This window comes from Hymenobacter segetis, assembly GCF_038448715.1.
Classification (GTDB): Bacteria; Bacteroidota; Bacteroidia; order Cytophagales; family Hymenobacteraceae; genus Hymenobacter; species Hymenobacter segetis.
The window spans coordinates 93,121-112,822 of sequence record NZ_JBCEVZ010000007.1 but is presented as its reverse complement, the minus strand read 5'-3'; the positions used below and the strand labels follow the sequence as shown (position 1 = coordinate 112,822).

At 66.1% G+C, this 19,702-nt stretch carries 10 protein-coding genes; 2 read left to right on the top strand and 8 right to left on the bottom strand.

The window, feature by feature from the left end; translation table 11 throughout:
- Positions 1-50 precede the first annotated feature (50 nt).
- Positions 51-3,452, top strand: a complete 3,402-nt coding sequence (locus tag AAFH49_RS05050) for an SBBP repeat-containing protein (RefSeq protein WP_342296414.1) — start codon at positions 51-53, stop codon at positions 3,450-3,452.
- Positions 3,453-3,634: 182 nt separating this feature from the next.
- Positions 3,635-4,057 (top strand): nuclear transport factor 2 family protein, encoded by a 423-nt coding sequence (locus AAFH49_RS05045; RefSeq protein ID WP_342296413.1) that lies wholly within the window; start codon positions 3,635-3,637, stop codon positions 4,055-4,057.
- Between the two features lie 127 nt (positions 4,058-4,184).
- On the opposite strand, the gene AAFH49_RS05040 is transcribed toward AAFH49_RS05045, so the two are convergent.
- The 8 genes from AAFH49_RS05040 to AAFH49_RS05005 all read right to left on the bottom strand — a co-directional run bounded on the left by AAFH49_RS05040 (position 4,185) and on the right by AAFH49_RS05005 (position 19,701).
- A complete protein-coding gene (locus tag AAFH49_RS05040; RefSeq protein WP_342296412.1) occupies positions 4,185-4,874 on the bottom strand; it encodes a hypothetical protein in 690 nt (229 codons plus the stop codon).
- 41 nt (positions 4,875-4,915) lie between these two features.
- Positions 4,916-6,778: a M1 family metallopeptidase gene (locus AAFH49_RS05035; RefSeq protein ID WP_342296411.1), complete on the bottom strand. Its 1,863-nt coding sequence runs from the start codon at positions 6,776-6,778 to the stop codon at positions 4,916-4,918.
- A gap of 189 nt (positions 6,779-6,967) precedes the next feature.
- Positions 6,968-9,142, bottom strand: coding sequence for an RCC1 domain-containing protein (locus AAFH49_RS05030; protein WP_342296410.1), 2,175 nt, complete (start codon positions 9,140-9,142; stop codon positions 6,968-6,970).
- Between the two features lie 157 nt (positions 9,143-9,299).
- A complete protein-coding gene (locus AAFH49_RS05025; protein ID WP_342296409.1) occupies positions 9,300-10,232 on the bottom strand; it encodes a metallophosphoesterase in 933 nt (310 codons plus the stop codon).
- 267 nt (positions 10,233-10,499) lie between these two features.
- Positions 10,500-12,476 (bottom strand): ATP-binding protein, encoded by a 1,977-nt coding sequence (locus AAFH49_RS05020; RefSeq protein ID WP_342296408.1) that lies wholly within the window; start codon positions 12,474-12,476, stop codon positions 10,500-10,502.
- A 238-nt stretch (positions 12,477-12,714) separates the two neighbouring features.
- Positions 12,715-13,347: a hypothetical protein gene (locus AAFH49_RS05015; RefSeq protein WP_342296407.1), complete on the bottom strand. Its 633-nt coding sequence runs from the start codon at positions 13,345-13,347 to the stop codon at positions 12,715-12,717.
- A gap of 771 nt (positions 13,348-14,118) precedes the next feature.
- Complete coding sequence (locus tag AAFH49_RS05010) at positions 14,119-15,726, bottom strand: tail fiber domain-containing protein (RefSeq protein WP_342296406.1); 1,608 nt, start codon at positions 15,724-15,726, stop codon at positions 14,119-14,121.
- A gap of 57 nt (positions 15,727-15,783) precedes the next feature.
- A complete protein-coding gene (locus AAFH49_RS05005) occupies positions 15,784-19,701 on the bottom strand; it encodes a beta strand repeat-containing protein (RefSeq protein WP_342296405.1) in 3,918 nt (1,305 codons plus the stop codon).
- Position 19,702: the final 1 nt, after the last annotated feature.

Here is a 19,702-nt window from a genome sequence, read left to right as displayed (position 1 = left end):
CTCACAAGAGGGGAGAGGGCTGCTTGTGCCACTTTCCCCCCCTTTTCCTTATGGCTGATACTTCCTACTCCCGCTTTTATGTCGGCACGGTTTGCACGCGTCTGCTGCTGATTTGCTGCTGTTTGTTTCTCACCCATGCGCTACAGGCGCAGCAGCAGGTCACGGAGGAATGGGCCGCGCGCTACGACGGCCAGGGCCGCGCGACGGCCGGTGCCCCCATTCTGCCCGACCAGCCCATCTCGATAGCGGTGGACCATGCCGGCAACAGCTACGCCACCAGCACGGCCCGGGACAGCGGCGCGACGGCCTCGAAAATGGTAACGATAAAGTATTCGCCGACCGGCGAAAAGCTCTGGTTGCGCACCTACGCCGGGGGAAGTGCCCAAGCCATTGCGGTAGATAATGCCGGGGGCGTTTACGTCATGGGCACCGTTATATCCACCTACTCACTTACCGACTACCTGACCGTGCGCTACGACGCCGCCACGGGAACGCAAAGCTGGGCCCGCACCTACAACGCGTTGTACGGCGACCCCTCCCTGGGCAATGACAACCCCATTGCCATCGCCGTAGATAATGCCGGCGGCGTTTATGTCACGGGAACCAGTACCCGTTATCGAGTGAGGGTCTTCAGTACCGTGCGCTATGACGCGGCCACCGGGGTTGAAAGTTGGGCCCGGATACACGGCCTTTTCTCCCGCGCCCTGGCCATTGCGGTCGACAACGCCGGCGGGGTCTACGTCACGGGTACCAGCATCGATAATCCTACATTCCCCACCAAACATTACTACGAGACGGTGCGCTACGACGCCGCCACGGGGGGCGAGAGTTGGTACAATACGTACAACCCCATTATTAGTACCAGTACGTACAATTATAGCGACGCCAGCGCCATCGCGGTGGACAACAGCGGCGGGGTCTACGTCACGGGCACCAGCCATGGCGGCTGCGCCACGGTGCGCTACGCCGCGGCCACCGGAGCCGAGAGCTGGGTGGGCACCTATGCGAGTAGCAGTGCCCAGGCCGTTGCGACGGACAACACCGGCGGCGTCTACGTGGCGGGGACCAAAAACGGGGACTACGTGACTGTTCGCTACGCCGCGGCCACGGGGGCCCAAAGCTGGGCCAGCACCTACAACGGCCCGGCCAATGGCTACGACGGCGCCCGCGCCATTGCGGTGGATAACAGCGGCGGGGTGTATGTCGCGGGCATCAGCCCCGGTACCGCTGATAATGACTATGCCACGGTGCGCTACGCGGCGGCCACGGGCGCGCAAAGCTGGGCCAGCCGCAGCAGCGGCCCGGCCAGCGGCAGCGACGACCAGGCCCGCGCCTTGGCGGTAGACGCCGGGGGCGTCTACGTCACGGGCAGCAGCCAGGCGCCTGGGACCAGCCCAATCCTTTACACGGTAAAAATCCAGGCTGCTACCGGTGCCGTCGGATGGTCGGATTCGTATTCCGGGGCCGCCAGTCTGTGGGACGGTGTCACGTCTATAGCGGTAGATAACGCTGGGAACAGCTACGTGACCGGAACATCCAGCGGTAATACAGTGGGCAGTATCAGGGTGGTAACGGTAAAGTATTCGCCCGCCGGCCAACAGCTCTGGATGAGCGAGTACAGTGGCGGGCAAGCCAGTGCTATTGCGGTAGATAATGCCGGTGGGGTGTACGTCACGGGCTATAACAACATCTACGGCACCCCTGGTGGTGACTATGTAACGCTGCGCTACGATGCTGCCACGGGCGCGCAGAGCTGGGTCAGCTTCTACAATGCCCCCGACAACGGCGACGACAGGCCCCGGGCCATTGCCGTGGACAATAGCGGCGGCGTCTACGTCACGGGCTCAACCAATGGCGCAAGCCGGGACTTTGCTACGGTGCGCTACGCGGCGGCCACGGGCGTGCAAACCTGGGCCAGTCGCTATAATGGCCCCGCCAATAGCTACGACCAACCCTTTGCCATCGCCGTGGACAACAGCGGCGGCGTCTACGTCACGGGCCTAAGCAATAACGGCGTACTCTACGATAACGACTACGCCACGGTGCGCTACGCGGCGGCCACGGGCGTGCAAACCTGGGCCAGCCGCTACAATAGCCCTGCCAACGGCGACGATGCGGCCTACGGCATCGCTGTGAACGGCGGCGGCGTCTACGTCACCGGGGTATCAGATAAAGACATGGCTACGGTGCGCTACGCCGCTGCTACCGGGGCGCAAAGTTGGGCCAGCCGCTACAACAGCCCCGCTAACGGTGACGATTTGGCCAGCGCAATAGCCGTGGACAATGCCGGTGGGGTTTACGTCACGGGCTATACCGACATTTTCGGTGCCAACAACGGTGACTATATCACGATGCGCTACGCCGCGGCCACCGGGGCGCAGAGCTGGGCCAGCACCTACAATGGCCCGAGCAACGGTTACGACGCGCCCTGCGCCATCGCGGTGGACAACAGCGGCGGCGTCTACGTCACGGGCAACAGCCTCAATACAGCTTCAATCGGAACCTTCACCGTGCGTTACAATAGCCTGGATGGTTCGGCTGCATGGGGAAAAAGGAATGAAATCCTCAGACCCATAGGTTTGGCCGTGGACAATAGCGGCAACGTGCTGGTGACCGGCAGCAGCACGGGAGCCGTCACCGGCCCCGACTTCCTCACCGTGAAATACAGCCAGGCGCTGGACAACACCTACGCCTTCTACCGGGCCATCAACCTGAATGGCCCGGCCCTCACGCTCGACGGCCACGCCTGGGCCGGCAGCACGGCCCCAAACTATTCGACCAACGGGGCGGGCTTCCAGAACCAGAATGTGCCCTTGGTGCCGGCCACCGACGCGGCCCGGGCGGGCATGATTCGGGCCTCGGTGTACGGCCCCAGCCTGAAACTGACGCTCTCGGCCGTGCCGGCCGGCACTTACATGGCCTACCTCTACGTGTGGGAAGACAACAACCCGGAAGTGTATAGCCTGAGCCTGAACGGGCAGGTGGTGCGGCCCAACTACAACAGCGGCCCGGCCGGCACCTGGGCCAAGCTCGGGCCCTACCCGGTCACGCTTGGTCCGGCCGGCACCATTCGGTTCACCACCACCGGCGGTTGGCCTAATTTCTCCGGCGTCGAGCTCTGGCAGCAAATCGGGGCTCCACCGGCCGGCCGCCTGACCACCGCCAGCCAGCCGCAAGCAGAAACCCTGGGGGCATTCCGGGTGCAGGCCTACCCCAATCCCTCGGCCACCGGCCGGTTCACGCTGGTGCTGCCCGAGGGCGTACAAGGCGCGGTGACGTACTCCCTAGTGTCGGCGCAGGGCCAGCGGGTGGCCACCGGCCAGTTGCCTGCCTCCGCCTCCGGCGCGGCGGTGGAACTGGACCTCGCCCGGCAGATGGGGAGCGGCGGCATCTACTACCTGCTGCTGAGCGGTACCCAGGGCCAGGCCCGCCTCCGCCTGGCGCGCGAGTGAGCACGAAGATGCCAGCGCCCTCGGAAATCAATAGGAAAATTGGTATATTGAAGAAGCTGCGGAGGCAAGCGGAACGCTAGTCGTGAGCCCCGCCGCGGCCGCAAAAAGCGTCTGTTGCCGATAGGGTTGCGGGAAGAGATGAGCTATGTGACAACCCCTCACCATTTATCCATCTCACGGCCATGAATGAGCAACAAAACACCCAGACGGTAAAAACCGGATACGAGCTGTTCAGCAAGGGCGATATTCCCAACTTGCTGAAACTGTACACGGACGATGTTGAATTTATTATTCCCGGCGCATTGAAGGTCATTCCGTATGCCGGCGTGTACCGCGGCAAGGAAGCGGTGGCCTCGTTCTTCAGCAAACTGCACGAGGCCATGGAATTCGAACGCTTCGAGCCGGTAGAATTCATCGCGCAGGGCGATAAGCTGGTGGCGCTGGGCTACGGCAAAGCCCGGGCGCGGGCCACGGGCCAGTCCGAAGAAGAAGAGTGGGCCCACGTCTTCCAGATGCGCGACGGGAAAGTGTCGCGTTTCCAGGTCTACACCGATACAGCGGCGGTAGCGCAGGCCTTCCAGCGCAGCAGCCAAATGGCGATGTGAGTGCTGCCGCTCAGATTTATCGCTGCGGCCCTGAGCTATTGTCAGGGCCGCAGCAACTCGTTTCTGGTTAAGTGGCCAATGCCTGATAAAAAACGGCAAAGAGAATCACGTTGCACTATAATTTTAATTAACCAGGCATATCAGCTTCAAAGCTTTCGGTTAGTTTCTCCATTTCTATCCAATGAATTGTTAACTCGATTAGCTTTTTTAGGTCAGTTAGATTTTTTCCTTCCCACTTCCTTACATAATGAGTCTCATCATTGCCCAGCCATACGGCACGTTTAGCTACTGCTTTGATTCTAGTGTCACTGACGTAATCAGTTATGCATCCCATAAGGGCCTTTTTCTCGATAATTTCCTTTGCGGACGGGTCTTTTGAAATAGCATAGTCTTTTATCAAAAATTCCAATGCTTTTCGATAACCCATTCCGCATATTTCTAATAGTTCAGATTGTTCCGCATGATAAGCTTGATTGTAAATTGTCATAAAAGTCGGAGATATCAACTCTACCGTTTGATTTATGGGAGCTTTGCTAAATGTGCCAATATTAGTTTTCTCAATAAACCAGTATTGAGTTTTCATTAAGTCGGGGTGAGACCCTACTTCTTCGCGTGTGTAATACCCGAAAAAGGCTTTATCACATTGCCGATTAGGACAAACTAATAACAAGGACAAGTCGGTTTGATAGTGGTTTAAGTAGCCATACAAAGCGTAAGGTCTAATGTGCCGATGACAGTTTGGGCAGTGTTGAGGCAATCCAACTATTGTAACTCTGCCACCATTGGTTTCTACAGAAAACGAGGTGTTATCAAACATTAGCGTTTCGTTTAAAACATTGCTTTATTGTAAAACTAACCCTACTTCCCCTCCCACACATTATCCTTCGGGTAGCTGTCCGGCACGAGGGTGCTGCCCAGCGTCACGCGCTTCACGGGTTGCTTGGTGGGGACGGGGACGGTGACGGAATTGGCCCCCGTTTCCCAGACGGCGATGCTGCGGTGGATTTTCTGGGTGGTATTGTCGGCGAAGGTGACGGTGAGGTCGACGGGGACGGGCTTGCTGCCTTTGGCCTGGACGAGGACGTCGTAGCCGGCGGTGCTTTTGGTGACGCGGGCGATGGCCAGGTCCGGGTAGCCGTCATCGAAGAACCAGCGCTGCCAGAACCAGTTGAGGTTTCGGTTGGCGCCGGTATTCATGCTGTTGAAGAAGTCGTAGGGCATGGGGTGCTTGCCGTTCCAGTTGGTGATGTAGGTGTGCAGGGCCTGCGTGAAGAGCTTGTCGCCGAGCATATCCTTCACGTAGAGGTAGCCCATGCCGGGCTTGGGGTAGGAGTTGAGGAAGAAGGGCATCCCGGTTTGCTGGGTGCTGAGCGTGGTGATGGGCAGGTCGTTTTCGGAGGCGGCGTTCTGGGCGTAGCGGGCCACGCCGTAGTCGTCGTCGAGCTTGGGGTCGATGATGCCCGAAATCAGCCACTCGCCGATGGTGGCCCAGCCCTCGTCCATCCAGCCGTACTTGGTTTCGTTGATGCCCATGTAGAAGGGGAACATCGTGTGGAAGATTTCGTGGTCGGTGAGGGTGATGGCGTCCTCGCGGGTGGCGGTGGGGTTGTCGTTCACCATCATGGGGTACTCCATCTGGTCGAGGCCGTCGAATACGGTTTCGTGGGCGTAGGGGAAGGGCCAGCGGGGGAAGGTGTAGCTCATGGCCTCCACCGTTTTGCGGCTGAAGTTGATGACTTCCTTGTAGTCCTCGTGCTTAGGATTATAAGCGGCATCGACGCGGGTGCGGCGCTTGGTGGCGGGGTCCACCACCAGGCTGGTGCTCTGCCACACGTAGTGGTCGGCGGTGGCGAAGACAAAGTCCGTCACGTTCTTCGCCTCGAAGCGCCAGGTATTCTGGTCGGCCTGGGCGGTGATGTCGTGCCGCTTGGCATCGTCCTCGCTGATGATGCTCACCACGGCGTCCTGCTGCTCGGCGTCGCGCAGACGCTGGGCGTACTTGGGGGCCAGCACTTCGGCAGTGTTGGTGAGGTCGCCGGTGGCCCAGACCACGAAGTTTTTAGGCACGGTGACGGCGGCTTTGAAGTTGCAGAAGTCGTTGTAGAACTCCTGGTCGCCGGTGTAGGGCACGCGGTTCCAGCCGTCGATGTCGTCGTACACGGCAATGCGGGGGAAGAAGTAGGCCACGAAATCGGCTCCCGGCTCAATCTCGCCGGTGCGCTGGTGCGAGCCTTTGTTGAGGGTGTAGGCGTAGGTGGCGCGCACCGTAGCCACTTGGTGGGCACCCAGGGCGCGGCGCAGCGTCACGGGCATATTGGTGGCATCGGACTTCAATTTGCTCACATCAAAGGCTTCGCCGTTGATGGTGAGGTTGAAGATTTTGACGCCGTCGCTCACGTCCTCCGGGGCGATGGCGCGGCTGCGGGGGGCACCCTTCTGGTAGAGGTTGGGGTAGAGCTTGAACCAGATTTGCTTGAGCGAATCGGGGCTGTTGTTGATGTACTTGATATCCACCGTGCCGGACACGAGGCGGGTGCCGGGGTTGAAATTGACGGCCAGGTCGTAGTCGGCGGTGTTTTGCCAGTAGCGGGGGCCGGGCGCGCCGGTTTCGGCGCGGGTGCCTTTGGTGTAGGGGACTTGCAGGTTGCGCGGCAGGGGCAGCGGGCGCTGAGCCAGGGCGGGGCCGGCCAGCAAAAGGAGGGCAAAGGGGAGGAAACGCATGAAACGGAAGAAGCAGAAGAAACGGCAGCAGCGCCGCCAAAGCACAAAAGAACAGTGGGCGAGGTGAAAGAACGTGATGCCGGGCACACGTAGGGGCGGGGCTTGCCCCCGCCCGGACGTTGGCACCGTCGCAACGATTCCGTTCAACGCCCGGGCGGGGGCAAGCCCCGCCCCTACTTGCGCTCAGCCCTAAAACACCTGCAGCGGCACCGCACTCATCATCACCAAACCCAGCTGGGCCGACTCGTTGCCGCCCCACATCCAGAGGGTGCCGTCGTCGCGCACGGCGGCGGAGTGACTGTTGCCGGCGCTGGCCGCCTGCCACTGCTGGCGGCTAAACAGCTCGGCGGGCTGCGGGCGGGCATTGGTGGTGCCGTCGCAGAGCTGGCCGGAGCTGTTGTTACCCCAGCCGTAGAGGGTGCCGTTGGTGTCCAGGGCCAGGATGTGCGCGTTGCCCGGGCTGATGCTGTGCCAGCCGCCGGTGGCCGGGGCGGGCAGCGCGTGGAGGGCGTGCGCGGTGTCGGTGTAGGGGCCGGCGGGCGACTGGCCCCAGGCCCAGAGGCTGCCGTCGGCCCGCAGGCCCAGGAGCTGGCCGTTACTGGTGTAGACGCTCTGCCAGGTTTGGCCGGGGGCGAGGGCGGTGGGCGTGGGGTAGTTGGAGGCGGGGTCGGGCTGGGCCTGCGGGTTTTCGCCCCAAGCCCAGAGGGTGCCGTCGGTGCGCAGGGCAAGGCTGCTGGCCGCGCCGGCGCTCACGCTGCGCCAGTTGCTGTCGCGGCCCACCTGCCGGGGCTCGAAGTAGGGGTCGACGCTGCCGATGCCGAGCTCGTGCCGCTCGTTTTCGCCCCAAGCCCAGAGGGTGCCGTCGTCGCGCACGGCCAGGGTGTGCTGGGGGCCGGCGCTCACGGCCTGCCACCGCATATCGTTGTTGATTGCAGTCGGCCAGAAGCAGTCCTTGAGCTGGCCCACCCCGAGCTGGCCTGCAAAATTGCCTCCCCAGGCGTAGAGGGTACCATCGTCGTGCAGGGCCAGGCTGTGGGCCATGCCGGCCAGCACGGTGCGCCAGCCGCCGTAGGTGGTAATCTGAACCGGCGCGGGGCGGTCGGTGGTGGTGCTGTCGCCGAGCTGGCCGTAGCCGTTATTGCCCCAGGCCCAGAGCGTGCCGTCGGTGCGAATGGCCAGGGTGTGCATGCCGCCGGCGCTCACGCTGCGCCAGTTGCGGTCCTTGCCCACTTGCAGGGGCGCGGGGTTGGCGTGCGCGCCCAGGTCGCGGTGGCCCACCTGACCCTGGTCGTTGTAGCCCCAGGCCCATATCTGGCCGTAGGACCGTAGCGCCACCGAGTGACTGGCCCCGGCGCTGAATCCCTGCGCGTCCCAGTCATTGGCCGAGCCCACGCGCACGGGGGCGTAGCGCATCTCGGTGCTGCCATCGCCGAGCTGGCCGGTCTGGTTCAGCCCGAAGGCGTAGAGCTGGCCGCTGCGCGTCGCGTCGCCGGGGCTGCTGCTCAGGGCGAGGGTGTGCATCTCGCCGGCGCTCACGTTCTGCCAGCTGCTGCCGATGCCCACACGGGTGGGAGTGAGGCGGTCATTATAGTCGTCGTCGCCGCGCTGGCCGCAGCCGTTATTGCCCCAGGCCCAGAGCGAGCCGTCGGCGCTGACGCCTGCGGTGTGGTGGGTGCCGGCGCTCACGGTCCGCATTCGCACGGCCCCGAGGCTGACGGGGTGCCGCCGCAGGTCGGTGGTGCCGTCGCCCAGCTGGCCCTGCTCATTGAAGCCCCAGGCAAATACTTCGTCGTCGGTGCGCGTGGCTACGGTGTGGCGCAGGCCAGCGCTCACGCTGCGCCAGCGGGTGTCGGTGCCGATTTGGGTTGGGGACTGGTGCCGGATGGTGTTGTCCGGGCCCAACTCGCCCAGGAAGTCGTGCTCGTTGTAGCCCCAGGCCCAGAGGGTGCCGTTGGCACGCACGCCCACCGAGTGGCTGTCGCCGGCGCTCACGCACTGCCAGTCGGTGGCGGTGCCAATTTGCACGGGCCGGTGGCGGGTTTCGCTGGTGCCATCGCCGAGTTGACAATAGCTGTTCTGGCCCCAGGCCCAGAGGGTGCCGTCGGTGCGGATGGCGAGGCTGTGGCCCGGGCCGGCGCTCACGCTACGCCAATCGGTATCCTGCCCCACCCGCACGGGGCCGTTGCGCGGGGTGGTGGTCCCGTCGCCGAGCTGACCGTAGCTGTTGCTGCCCCAGGCCCAGAGCGAGCCCTCAGCCCGAATGGCCAGGGAGTGGTACCGGCTGGCAGCGGCATAGAAAGCGCCCGTGGGCAGCTGGGGTAGGGCGCGTAGTAGCGGCGGAGCGGCGGGGGAGTTGTTGGGCATTAATTAAGAGGGAAAAGGGGTGAAGGGTAAGGGTTTGGAATGATTGGGCAAGCCGCACGATGTAGGGGCGGGGCCTGCTCCCGCCCGGACGTTCGCGCCGCTGCAACGATTCCGTTCAACGACGGGCGGGGGCAGGCCCCGCCCCTACATCGTGCGGCTAATGCCCGCCTACCGCGCGCACCAGGCCGGTGGGCGTGAGCGTTTGCTCGCCGTGCCAGCGGTAGCCCACCAGCTCGCCGCCCCGGGCCACGCTGTAGTCGAGGCACACGGAATGGGGCGTGAGCAGCCGGGGCTCGCCCTTTAGCCAGTAGTGGCCGAAGAAAACGGGCGTTTCGTCCTGGTAGTAGCTGGCGTTGGGCAGGGCGGCTACATCCACGGGCTGGCCGGCCAGGGCTTCGATGGGTTCGAGGAAGTAATCGTTGTAGGTGGCGGCGGCCGGGTCGCGCCACCAGGCGGTGCGCATCTTGGTGCGGCGGTGGCCGTCTTTGTCGAAGAAGTGGTGGGGGCGGGGCAGGTCGGTTTCGTGCCCTTTGAGGGTGATTTCGACGGCATTCATCTCCTCGGAGCCCTTGCGGCTGGCCCGCAGCAGGAAATCGGGTGTGAGGCGGTCGTCGGGGAGCTGTGCGCGCAGGTAGGCAATGTAGCGGGCATCCCAGCAGGCGTGCACCACGCGCAGGCCGGGCAGCTCCAGAAACAGCGGCAGCGTGTAGAACCACGCCAGGTAGTCCTGCCATTCCACAAAAAGCTCCTTGCTGCGGAATTCCTTAATGGTTTCGATGTGCTGGAGAATGTGGTTCGGGAGGTGGGGCCGTACGTGCCCGCCGCCGGGGTAAAAGCTCCAGAAGGCAAGCGCGTTGTACTCGTGGTTGCCCATCACGGCGAGGGCCGCGCCGCCGTCCACCATGCCGCGCACGATTTGCAGCGTCTCGCGGATGGCCGGCCCCCGGTCAATAAAGTCCCCCACGAAAATGACCTGCCGGCCGCCGGCGTGGCGGTACACGCCGGCATCGTCAGGAAGATAATCAAGCTGCTGGAGTAGCTGGCGCAGCTCGGTAGCATGGCCGTGGATGTCGCCGATGAGGTCGTACATGGGAAAGGGGGAATGAAGAAAGGAAATCGAAACGCAATGTTAATCAGTTACAGCCGCAGCCAACCAAACAGCAGGCCCAGCGGGGCGACATGTCGGTAGTAAGACCGTAATAATTACATCGCCAAAGCCCCGGCGGGGCGGCACTCGTTCAATGAGTGTCGCCCCGCCGGGGCTTTGGGGTTTTCTTCAGCTGGTTTTGCTACCGATATGTCGCCCCGCTGGGGCTTACCGAGGCTTGCAGCTCATTTCAAGTCATACGCTGCCCACCTATCCCGGCAAACACGCCACCACGTCAAACCCCGTAGCCTCCGCCACGACGTTCAGCGCCCCGCCCACGGCCTCGGCACGCTGGCGCATGTTGGCCAGGCCGTGGCCGCCGGGGCGGGCGATGGGGGCGGGGCCGGGGGCGTCGTCGCGCACGGAGAGGCAGAGCCGGCCGGCGTCTTCGGTGAGCCGCACGGTAACGCGGGTGGCGCGAGGGGCGTGCTTTACCACGTTGTGCAGCGCTTCCTTGTAGATAAGGTAGAGGTTCTGGCACACGGCCACGCCGGGGTGCAGGGCGGCGGCGGCGGGGCTCACGGCAAAGTCCACGGCCAGGTCGGCATCGGCCAATACCTCGTGAGCGTGGTCGCGCATGTGGGCCAGCACCTCGGGCAATTGGGCGGAGGAGGTGTGCAAGCCCCACACCACGTCGGCCATCTGGCGGGCGGCGCGGCGGCTGGTGTCGCTCAGGCGGTTGAGGCGGGCCAGGGTGGCTTCGGGCGGGGCGGGGGCTTCACGGAGCAGGTCGCTTTGCAGGCTGATTTGGGTGAGCAGCGCCCCCACGTCGTCGTGCAGGTCGGCGGCCAGGCGCTGGCGCAAGGCCGCGTCGCGGGTGGACTGGCGGCGCTGCTGCCGGCGGCGGTAGCGCCAGAACAGCCCGCCCGCCAGCACCAACGCCCCCAGCACCAGCGCCCCGATGCCCGCCAGCTGGCGCTGGGTGCGCAGGCGCTCCAGCTCCTGCCGCTGCCGCAGCAGGCGCTCGCGCTGGCGCACCACGTTCAGCTCAATACCGGTGCGCGAGCGGGCGGCGCGGGCCTGCACGGCCGCCAGCCGGCGGCCATTGTCCTCGCCCCCGATGCTGTCGGCGTAGGCCCCGGCCAGGGCCTGATACTGGTAGGCGGCGTGGCCGCGGCCGAGGCGGTCGCTGGCCTCGGCCAGCACCTGGGCCGCGTCGCGGGCCTGCGGGCGCAGGTGGCGCGGCCGGGCGGTAGCCAAGGCCCGCGTGGCGTAATAAACGGCGCTGTCGGGGCGGGCAGGTAGCCAGGCGCGGGCCAGGAGCAGGGCGGCCCGGGCCTCGTGCTCGGGGCGGCCGGCAGCGTGGGCCTGGCGCAGCAGCTCCCGGCCGGCGCGGCGGGCCACCGGGTAGTCGGCCAGGCGCTCGGCCATCTCGGCCATGCTGAGCTGCATGTCTATCAGGCCGGGTTTGTTGGTCACCACCGCGTAGCTGGCCAGGGCCTGGGCATAGTGGTCGCGGGCGGCGCGCCACTGCTGCTGCTGGCGGCTGAGGTCGCCGGCTACCTGGGAGAGGTAGCCGGTGGACATCAAATCGTGGGCCGGCCCGGCCAGTGGGCGGGCCTCGTTCATGTAGGCCCGGGCGGTAGCGTACTCGTCCAGGGCAAGCTCGATGCGGGCCGCCATCACCAGCTGAAACAGCAGCACCCGGGGGCTGCCCATGGCGCGGGCCAGGGCCAGCCCGTCCAGGCTGGGGCCTAGGGCGGCGGCGTAGTTGCCCTGCTCCTGGTAGATGCGGGCCAGGTTGTAGTTCACCCGCGTCTGGGTGTAGCGGTTGCCGGTGCGCACCGCCAGCGGCAGCGCCAGCCGGGCGTAGTAAATGGCCGAGTCGTACTGGCTGTGCGCGCGCAGGTAGTAGCTCAGATTGAACTCGGCCTCCAGCAGGCCCCGCGCAAAATCCAGCTGCCGAGCCAGCCGCAGCGCCTGCCGCGTGAGGGCCAGCGACTCGTCGGCCGCGTTCATGCGCAGGGCGAAGGCCAGGGTGTTGAGGCGGCTCACGCGCTGCGTATCGGGGCGGGTGTCGCGAGCCAGCAGGTGGCTCAAGCTGTCGCGCACCACGCGCAGGCGGGCCAGCGGCAGGGGCGGCCCCTGTGCCCGGGCAGGGCCACTGCCCGGCAGCAGGCCCAGCAGCAGCAGCCCGAGACAGATAAGCCGAAATCCCGGGCCGGTGGAAGTAAGCGTTTTAATCAAGGAAGACAAGGTAAGCACTACTGAAGGACGGGAGCTGCCGGGGCGGGGCGGGCACCCACCCGCCGCCGGTGTTGCTCCCCCGGGAGCAGGCATCGGCGGACAGGCGCCCGCCCCGCCCCGGCAGCCCAACCCCCAATAACGAAACACAGGCCCGCGCAACCACTGCGCGGGCCTGTCCAAAACGTCTGATACGGGCGAACGGCGGGTTTTAGTCGGCCAGTGGCGGCTAAAACCCGGCCTACACGTGGCTGCCGCCGGGCACCAGCAACATGTAGGTGGCGCTCTTGTTCCCTACCACCACGTTTTTCTTCAGGTAGTAGGCGAAGTAGTCGCGCTGCTCGGCCACGGCGGGGTCCACGTTGGGGCGGTTGTCGAAGTAGGGCAGGTGCGTGACGGTGGCCAGCAGCGTAAACTCCTTCTCGCCGGTACGGCAGCACCAGATTTGCAAGGCATCAAAGCCGTTTTTCACGCCCCCGATGTTGGGGTGGATGCCGTCCATCTTCACCTTGAGCACGGGCGCATCGGCCGCAATGCGCTCGGTGGGCTTGTCGGAGCTGGTGTTCAATTCCAGCAGGTCGAGCACTTCCGACGAAACGTTCATGGTGTTTTTGATTTGCTTCACGCCGGCCCGCACGGCCGCCGAAGTCAGCTCCTCCTGCTTCACCAACTTGCCCTGGGCCGTGTCGAAAACCTTCTGGGCCGTATCGCGCACGCCGAACAGGTCCAGCTCCGCCTGGGCCGCCCCGGCGGCTACTTTGAAAGTGTCTTTGGGCAAGCCCATGAGTTCGGTGGCATTTTCGATGGTATCGACGAAGTTTTGGAGAAAAATCCGGCGCTCAGCTTCGCGGCGGGGGTACCAGTCATTGGTCATCTTGTAGAAATAAAATGTGGAGGGATGGGTTATTACCCGAAGGATGAATCAAAAGTAGACGCAGGGGTAGCCACTGAATAGCGTATAAATACCTGATTTTGAAACCACGTACTTCTACCTGGTTTCTAGCGCTACCACCCCGGCTTTAGCAACTCCCTCCGAATACCTGCTGACCTCGCCCACCAGCAAAGCCCCACCAACGCCTCCCGGGGCAGCCCTGCTCTTATCGGGGACGTACCCCTCATTCCCGGCGAGGACCCCCTCGCGCTCACCGGGGGCTTCCCCGCGCTCACCGGGGGAGTCCCCGCATCCGGCGGGGGAGTCCCCGCATCCGGCGGGGGAGCCCCCGTGCCCACCGGGGGAGTCCCCGCGCTCACTGGGGGAATCCCCGCGCCGGGCGGGGGAGTCCCCGCGCCCGGCGGGGAAGGCTTCCGCCAGCAGCTCCCTGTTGCCAAAGCTGCTACCCATCGCCACCCCATCATCATTGCCCACAAAAAAACCTCCGGCCAATGGCCAGAGGCTTTCAAAAACTACCCCGGCCGACATGCAAGCGGCGGACGATAGTAGGAAGGGACCTTACTCCAGCGTGAGGCGCAGGGCCTTGCTGCCGGTGCGCACCACGTACACCCCGGCCGGGAGCCCGGCGGGCAGGGCCAGGGCGGCGGTACCGGCGGCATCGGCCGTGGCGGTAAGCACGGGGCGGTCCAGGGCATCGAACCCCTTCACTACCGCGCCGCTGGGGACTTTTGCAGCGGCCAGGGGCGCGCGCCGCTACTTGCGGGCCTGAGCGGTGGCGGGGGGCGTTTCGCCCAGCAGGCGGGCCATCTGCTCTTGTAGGCTAACCAGCGAGGCGTGGTCGGCGTCGGCCTGGGCGGCCCGGCCTTCGAAGGCCGCAGCTTTGGCGGCCAGGGCGGTGTTCTGCTTTTCCAAGGCTTCCACTTTGCGGGCCAGCTCTTGGGTGGCGCTCACGTTGAGCATGCTCAGGGCCTCGTAGTCTACCGAGCGCACGTCGGGGTGCTCCAGGCCGAAGACGAAGACCTGGGTGCCGGCCAGAGCCCGGGCGCGGCGCAGCACCAGGGTGCGGGTGCCGGCGGCGGCGGGGCGGGCCAGGGCGGCCAGCACGTCGCCGGTTTGGCCCATCAGCCTGAGGCGCTGGCCGGCGGCGGCGGCCGTGGGCAGGCCGGCGGCGGGCAGGGTCAGGGCCACGAGCGAGTCGCCGGGCAGGGCCTGCACGGCGGTAGCCAGGGCGTACACGTCGGGCAGGAAGCCCGTTTGCTGGTGCACGGCCTGTGGGAAGACGGCCTCCACCTCCTGGGCAATCACCTTTTTGAAGGCCCGGTTGCCGAACTGCACCTTGTCGCGCATGGTGTAATCGGTGATGCGCAGCTTATTGAGCAGGGCCAGGTCGGCCGTGCGGTCGCTCAGGCCCACCACGGTTTTGAGGCGGCGGTCCGAGACGGCGTTGAACTCGCTGGAAAGGATGCGCCCGGTGGCGCGAATGCTGATGCCCGTCCCGTTGGCACCAATGCTGCCAGAGCCCGTTTGGCCGCTGCCGTTCAGGTAACCGAAGCTGTAGGCACCCGTGGTGGCCGTGGTTTGCACGTCAAGGGGGAAAGCCGGGGTGCTGGTGCCGATGCCCACGTTGCCAACGCTGTTCCAGGTCAGGGCCGTGGTGCGCGTGCCGCCCTGGTTGGTGCCCAGCACCCCGCCGGCGTAGCCGTAGAGGGCCGGGCCATTAACGTTCAGGCCGTTCCAAAGCTTGCCGCTTCCGTAGTAACCCAGGCCGTGGTTGGTGTCGCGCAAGAGGTAGTCGTTGGTCAGGGGAATGAGCACGTTGCCGTTGACTTCCAGCGCCTGGCCGGGGGCGCTGGTGCCAATGCCCACGTTGCCGGCCTGCGTGATGCTCAAGCGGGCGGCCGAGGTGGTGTAGAAATCCAGCCCGTACTGGTTGCCACCGGCGTTGCGCTTGCTGCCGATGCCCTCGCCGCTGATGGTGCCGGCAGCCCCAAAATGCAGGATGTTGGCCGTGGTGCCGGTGTTGGCCCCGGCCGCGTCCACAATCAGGTTGGTGCCGGCCTGCAGGTTGCCACCTACCGTGCCCGCGCCGTTTAGGTTGAAGCTGCCCGCTTGCTGGCTGGCGGGGTTGTTGAGGATAAAGCTGCCGGTGCCGGTGCCGCTGGCGGCCGTGGTTTGGGTGGTGCCGTCGGGGAAAATCAGCCCGTTGCCGGCGGTGCTGATTTTGAGGTTGCCGCCCACCACGTCCAGCCGTTCGGTGGGCGTGAGGGTGCCCACGCCGATGTGCTGGGCGCGGGCCGCGAAGGGGACGGTGGCGAAGAGGGCGAGCAACAGGGCGCGCCGGGAGAGAGGAGAGTATTGCATGAGGAAAACAGGAAGCACGGAGCGGTTAAGATTGAAGAAGTGAATGCGGCCGGTGGACTATTCCACCACCAGGCGGCTGGTGAAGCGGCCGGCGGGGCCGGTGTAGCGCAGGAAATAGACCCCGGTGGCCAGGCCCGGCAGCGGCACCGCGCCGGTGGGGCGGCCGTCGAGGGCTACGGTGCCCAGCACCTGCCCCAGCACGCTGAGGATGTCGAGGGTGCCGGCTTCGGCCGGGCCGATGTAGCGGTAGGTAGCGGCCTGTCCCGCCGCCACCCGCGTGGGGAACACGGCAAATTGGTGAGTTGGTGAACTGGTGAGTTGAACCGTGCGCACGGGCGAGTAGCTGAACTCGCCGCTCTGGTCGGTCTGGCGCAGGCGGTAGTAGAGCAGGGTCGCGCCGCCGGGCAGCTTGGCGTCGAGCAGGGCGTAGTCGTGGCGGGTGGCGCTGGTGCCCGCCCCGGCCACCGTGCCGATGGCCTCGAAGGCGGTGCCGTCGGGGCTACGCTCCACCGTGAAGCCGGCGTTGTTCAGCTCCGAGGCGGTGGTCCAGCGCAGGCGCACGGCCGCCGGGCCGTCGGCCAGCGCTGTGAAATCGACGAGGGTGACGGGCAGCGGGTTGGCGGCGTTGCTCACCGTGAAGCGGCTGAGCGAGGTGGGGCTCATGCTGATGCTGCGGCTGCTGGCGTTGGCCACGGGGCTGCGCACGGCCCAGGGCTGGCCGGAGGCGCTTTGCTGCCACACGCGGGCCTGGGTAAAGTTCGTGATGCCGTTGTCGTTATCCGGCAGCCAGCTCAGGGTGAGCTGCACAGGGGCGTTGGCAGCGGGCTGCGTAGCCGGGCTGACGGTATAGATGCGGTCGATGCCCTTATAGGCGGTGTTGGTGAAGTTCACGCCCCGGCTCACGTCGTCCGTCAGCAGGCCGGCCGTGCGGGTGATGGCCACCGTGCCCAGGTTGTTGGTGGTGGGGTTGAGCACGGCCCCGTGGCCAAAATCCACGGCCGCGCCGCTCACGGCGCTGCGGGTGACTTGCAAGCTGCCCAGCACGTAGCGCCCACTGGCCTCGCCGCTGAGGGTGGCCCCGTTGGGCAGGGACAAGGTACTGACGACAGTGCCGTTTTTGGTGTTCACCAGGCCGCTGAGCAGGTTCAGGTTGTTGGTCACCGTGAGGTTGCCGGCCAGGCGCAGGGTGTTGGCCCCGGCCGTGGCCTTGTTCACCACCACGCGGTAGAGGCTGGCCCCGCCGGGGGTTAGCAGCTGGTCGGCCGCCCCGGAAAAGGTGACGGCGCTGGTGCCGGGCGTCACGGTGCCGGCGTTGTTCAGGTCGCCCTTCACTTCCAGCGTGCCCGCGCCCAGGTCGAGGGTGCCGGGGTTGGTCAGGGGGCCGTCCACGCGCAGGGTGCCGCCGTTGGTGAGGGTGCCGGCCTGGTTGCCCAGCCCGCCGGGGCCCACGTAGAGAATGCCCCCGGCCTGCACCGTGAGCAGGGTGCCGGTGTTCACGATTTCGGCCCCCGGCGGCGGTCCGTTGTAGGTCACGCTCACGGTGTTGCTGGCCAGGCTGGCGTTGCTGGCCGCATCCTGGGCCGCGCCGGCCGCCACGCGCACCGTTACCACGCTGCCGCTGCCGGTGGGCGTGACGGTGAAGGTGTAGGTGGTACCGCCGCTGGTGCCGCTCACGGTGCCGCCCGTCAGGGTGCCGTTGCTCACCACAAGGCCGCCGGCCGCCAGGCCCGTCACGCCTTCCGAGAACGTGACGGTGAAGGGAATGGGCGACACGCCGGTGCTGCCGCCGGCCGTCGTGCTGAGCGTAGCCGTGGGCGCGGTGTTGTCGATGGTGAGCGAGCCGCTGCTGGTGGCCGTGCCGCCCGGCGTGGTCACGCCGATGGGACCGGACGTGGCCCCGGCGGGCACGGCAAAGGTGATGGTGGTGCCGTTGACCACGGTAAAGCCGGTGATGGCGACGCCGTTCAGGGTCAGGGCCGTGGCCCCGTTGAAGTTGATGCCCGTCACGGTGACGGTGCGGCCCGTGTTGGCGCTGCCCGGCGAAAAGCCGCTGATGGTGGGCGGCGGAATAAACGTGAAGGCGCCGCTGCTGGTAGCCGTGCCGCCCGGCGTAGTGACGGCGATGAGGCCGGAGCTGCTGCCCGCCGGCACCACGAAGGTGACGGTGGTGCTGTTGACGACGGTAAAGCCCGGGATGGCCGCGCCGTTCAAGGTCACGCCCGTGGCCCCAGTGAAGTTGGTGCCCGTGATGGTAACGGTCTGGCCCACCGGCCCGCCCGGGGGTGAAAAGCCGCTGATGGTGGGCGCGGGCACCACCGCGAAGCTGGTGCTGCTGGTGGCCGTGCCGCCCGGCGTCGTCACCCGGATGAGGCCCGTGGTGCTGCCCGCGCCCACCGTGAAGGTGAGGCTGCCCGTGGTGGGCGTACCCGTGATGGTGCCGGCCGTGCCGTTCACCGTCACGGCCGTGGCCCCGGTCAGGTTGGTGCCCGTCACGGTTACGGTTTGGCCGATGGGGCCGCTCGGGGGCGAGAAGCCGGAAATGGTGGGCGTCACGGAGTAGGTGACGCTGGTGGTGCCGCTGGCGGGGTTGCCGTTGCCGGCCGCGTCCTGGGCCGCGCCGGCCCGCACGCTCACGCCCACCACCACGCCGTTGCCGGAAGGGGTGACGGTGAAGGTATAGGTAGTGCCGCCGCTGGTGCCGCTCACGGTGCCGCCCGTCAGGGTGCCGTTGCTCACCACGAGGCCGCCGGCCCCAAAGCCCGTCACAGGTTCCGAGAACGTGACGGTGAAGGGAATGGGCGAGGTTGCCGTGGGATTGCTGGCCGTGGTGCTGAGCGTGGCCGTGGGTGCCACGGTATCGACCGTGAAGGTGACCGTGGCCGAGCGGGCACTCACGGGCACGCCGCTGCTCTGGGCCGTGGCGTACACCGAGTGGCTGCCCTGGCCCAGGGCCGTGGGCTGGACGACGGAAAAGGTGCCGCCGCTGGTGGCCGTGGTGGTGAGGGCCGTGCTACTGCCGTCCACATACAGACGCACCGTGCTGCCAGCCGTGGCCGTGCCGCTGTAAGTAGGCGTGGCGGTGGCCACGGTGCTGCCGTTGGCCGGCGCGGTGAGGGCCGGGGTGGCCGTGATGATGGGCGTAATGGTCATGCTCCCGTCGTAGTCGGTGCTCAGGCCGAAAGTGCCCGTGCTGCCCGTCGCTATCCACGACGAGCCGCCGCCACCGCCGCCGGCAATAAAGGAGCGGCCGCTGCCGCTACTCGTGCCACTGCCCCCGCCGTAGTAGCCGCCGCCGCCGCTGCCGCCGTAGTTAGTGCCCGTGCCGCCCACGTTGTTGCTGGCCGCCCCGCCCGCCGAGCTGCCGACCCCCGCCTGCGAAGCTCCGCCGCCAACGCCAGCACCGCTCCCGTCCCCTCCGGTTGGGGTGCCCCCGCTGCCTCCTGCGTAGTAGTCGCCGCGGTCGGTAGCGCATCCGCTGCCGCCGCCACCCGCCACCAACAGCGCATTGCGGCTGGCCAGGTAGTCGTTGGTTCGGGCGCCATTGCGCCGCAGGTCGGTAGCCCCCCCACCAACGCTGATGGAGGTGCCCGAACTGAGGTTGTAGAAGCCGCTATTGCCGCCGCCATTATAGCCCACCAGAACAGAGGGGCCACTGCTGCCACCGCCGGGGCCAAAAAAGGCACTGCTGCCGCCCCCGCCTACCACCACGGTCAGGGTTTCGCCGGGGATTACCGCCACCGTGGCCTGCACAACGGCCCCATTGTTTGCACCCGTGGCCACTACCGTCAGCTGCGTCACCCCGGCCGGCACCACGTAGCTGTCCGTGCCACCCGTATAGGAATAGGTGGTGGCGGTCTGGGCCTGGGCCACCCCCGCTACGGCCAGCAGCAGGACCAGCAGCAGCAGGCAGTACGCCAGGGCGCGGCGCAGGAGTTGGTGGGCCGCGCGGGCGGCCAAAGCGTAGGGGTGAATCATG

Bases quoted from the DNA above. Each gene is read 5' to 3' on its own strand.
- AAFH49_RS05050 (WP_342296414.1), top strand. From the start codon at position 51: ATGGCTGATACTTCCTACTCCCGCTTTTATGTCGGCACGGTTTGCACG.
- AAFH49_RS05045 (WP_342296413.1), top strand. From the start codon at position 3,635: ATGAATGAGCAACAAAACACCCAGACGGTAAAAACCGGATACGAGCTG.
- AAFH49_RS05040 (WP_342296412.1), bottom strand. From the start codon at position 4,874: ATGTTTGATAACACCTCGTTTTCTGTAGAAACCAATGGTGGCAGAGTT.
- AAFH49_RS05035 (WP_342296411.1), bottom strand. From the start codon at position 6,778: ATGCGTTTCCTCCCCTTTGCCCTCCTTTTGCTGGCCGGCCCCGCCCTG.
- AAFH49_RS05030 (WP_342296410.1), bottom strand. From the start codon at position 9,142: ATGCCCAACAACTCCCCCGCCGCTCCGCCGCTACTACGCGCCCTACCC.
- AAFH49_RS05025 (WP_342296409.1), bottom strand. From the start codon at position 10,232: ATGTACGACCTCATCGGCGACATCCACGGCCATGCTACCGAGCTGCGC.
- AAFH49_RS05015 (WP_342296407.1), bottom strand. From the start codon at position 13,347: ATGACCAATGACTGGTACCCCCGCCGCGAAGCTGAGCGCCGGATTTTT.
- AAFH49_RS05010 (WP_342296406.1), bottom strand. From the start codon at position 15,726: ATGCAATACTCTCCTCTCTCCCGGCGCGCCCTGTTGCTCGCCCTCTTC.
- AAFH49_RS05005 (WP_342296405.1), bottom strand. From the start codon at position 19,701: ATGATTCACCCCTACGCTTTGGCCGCCCGCGCGGCCCACCAACTCCTG.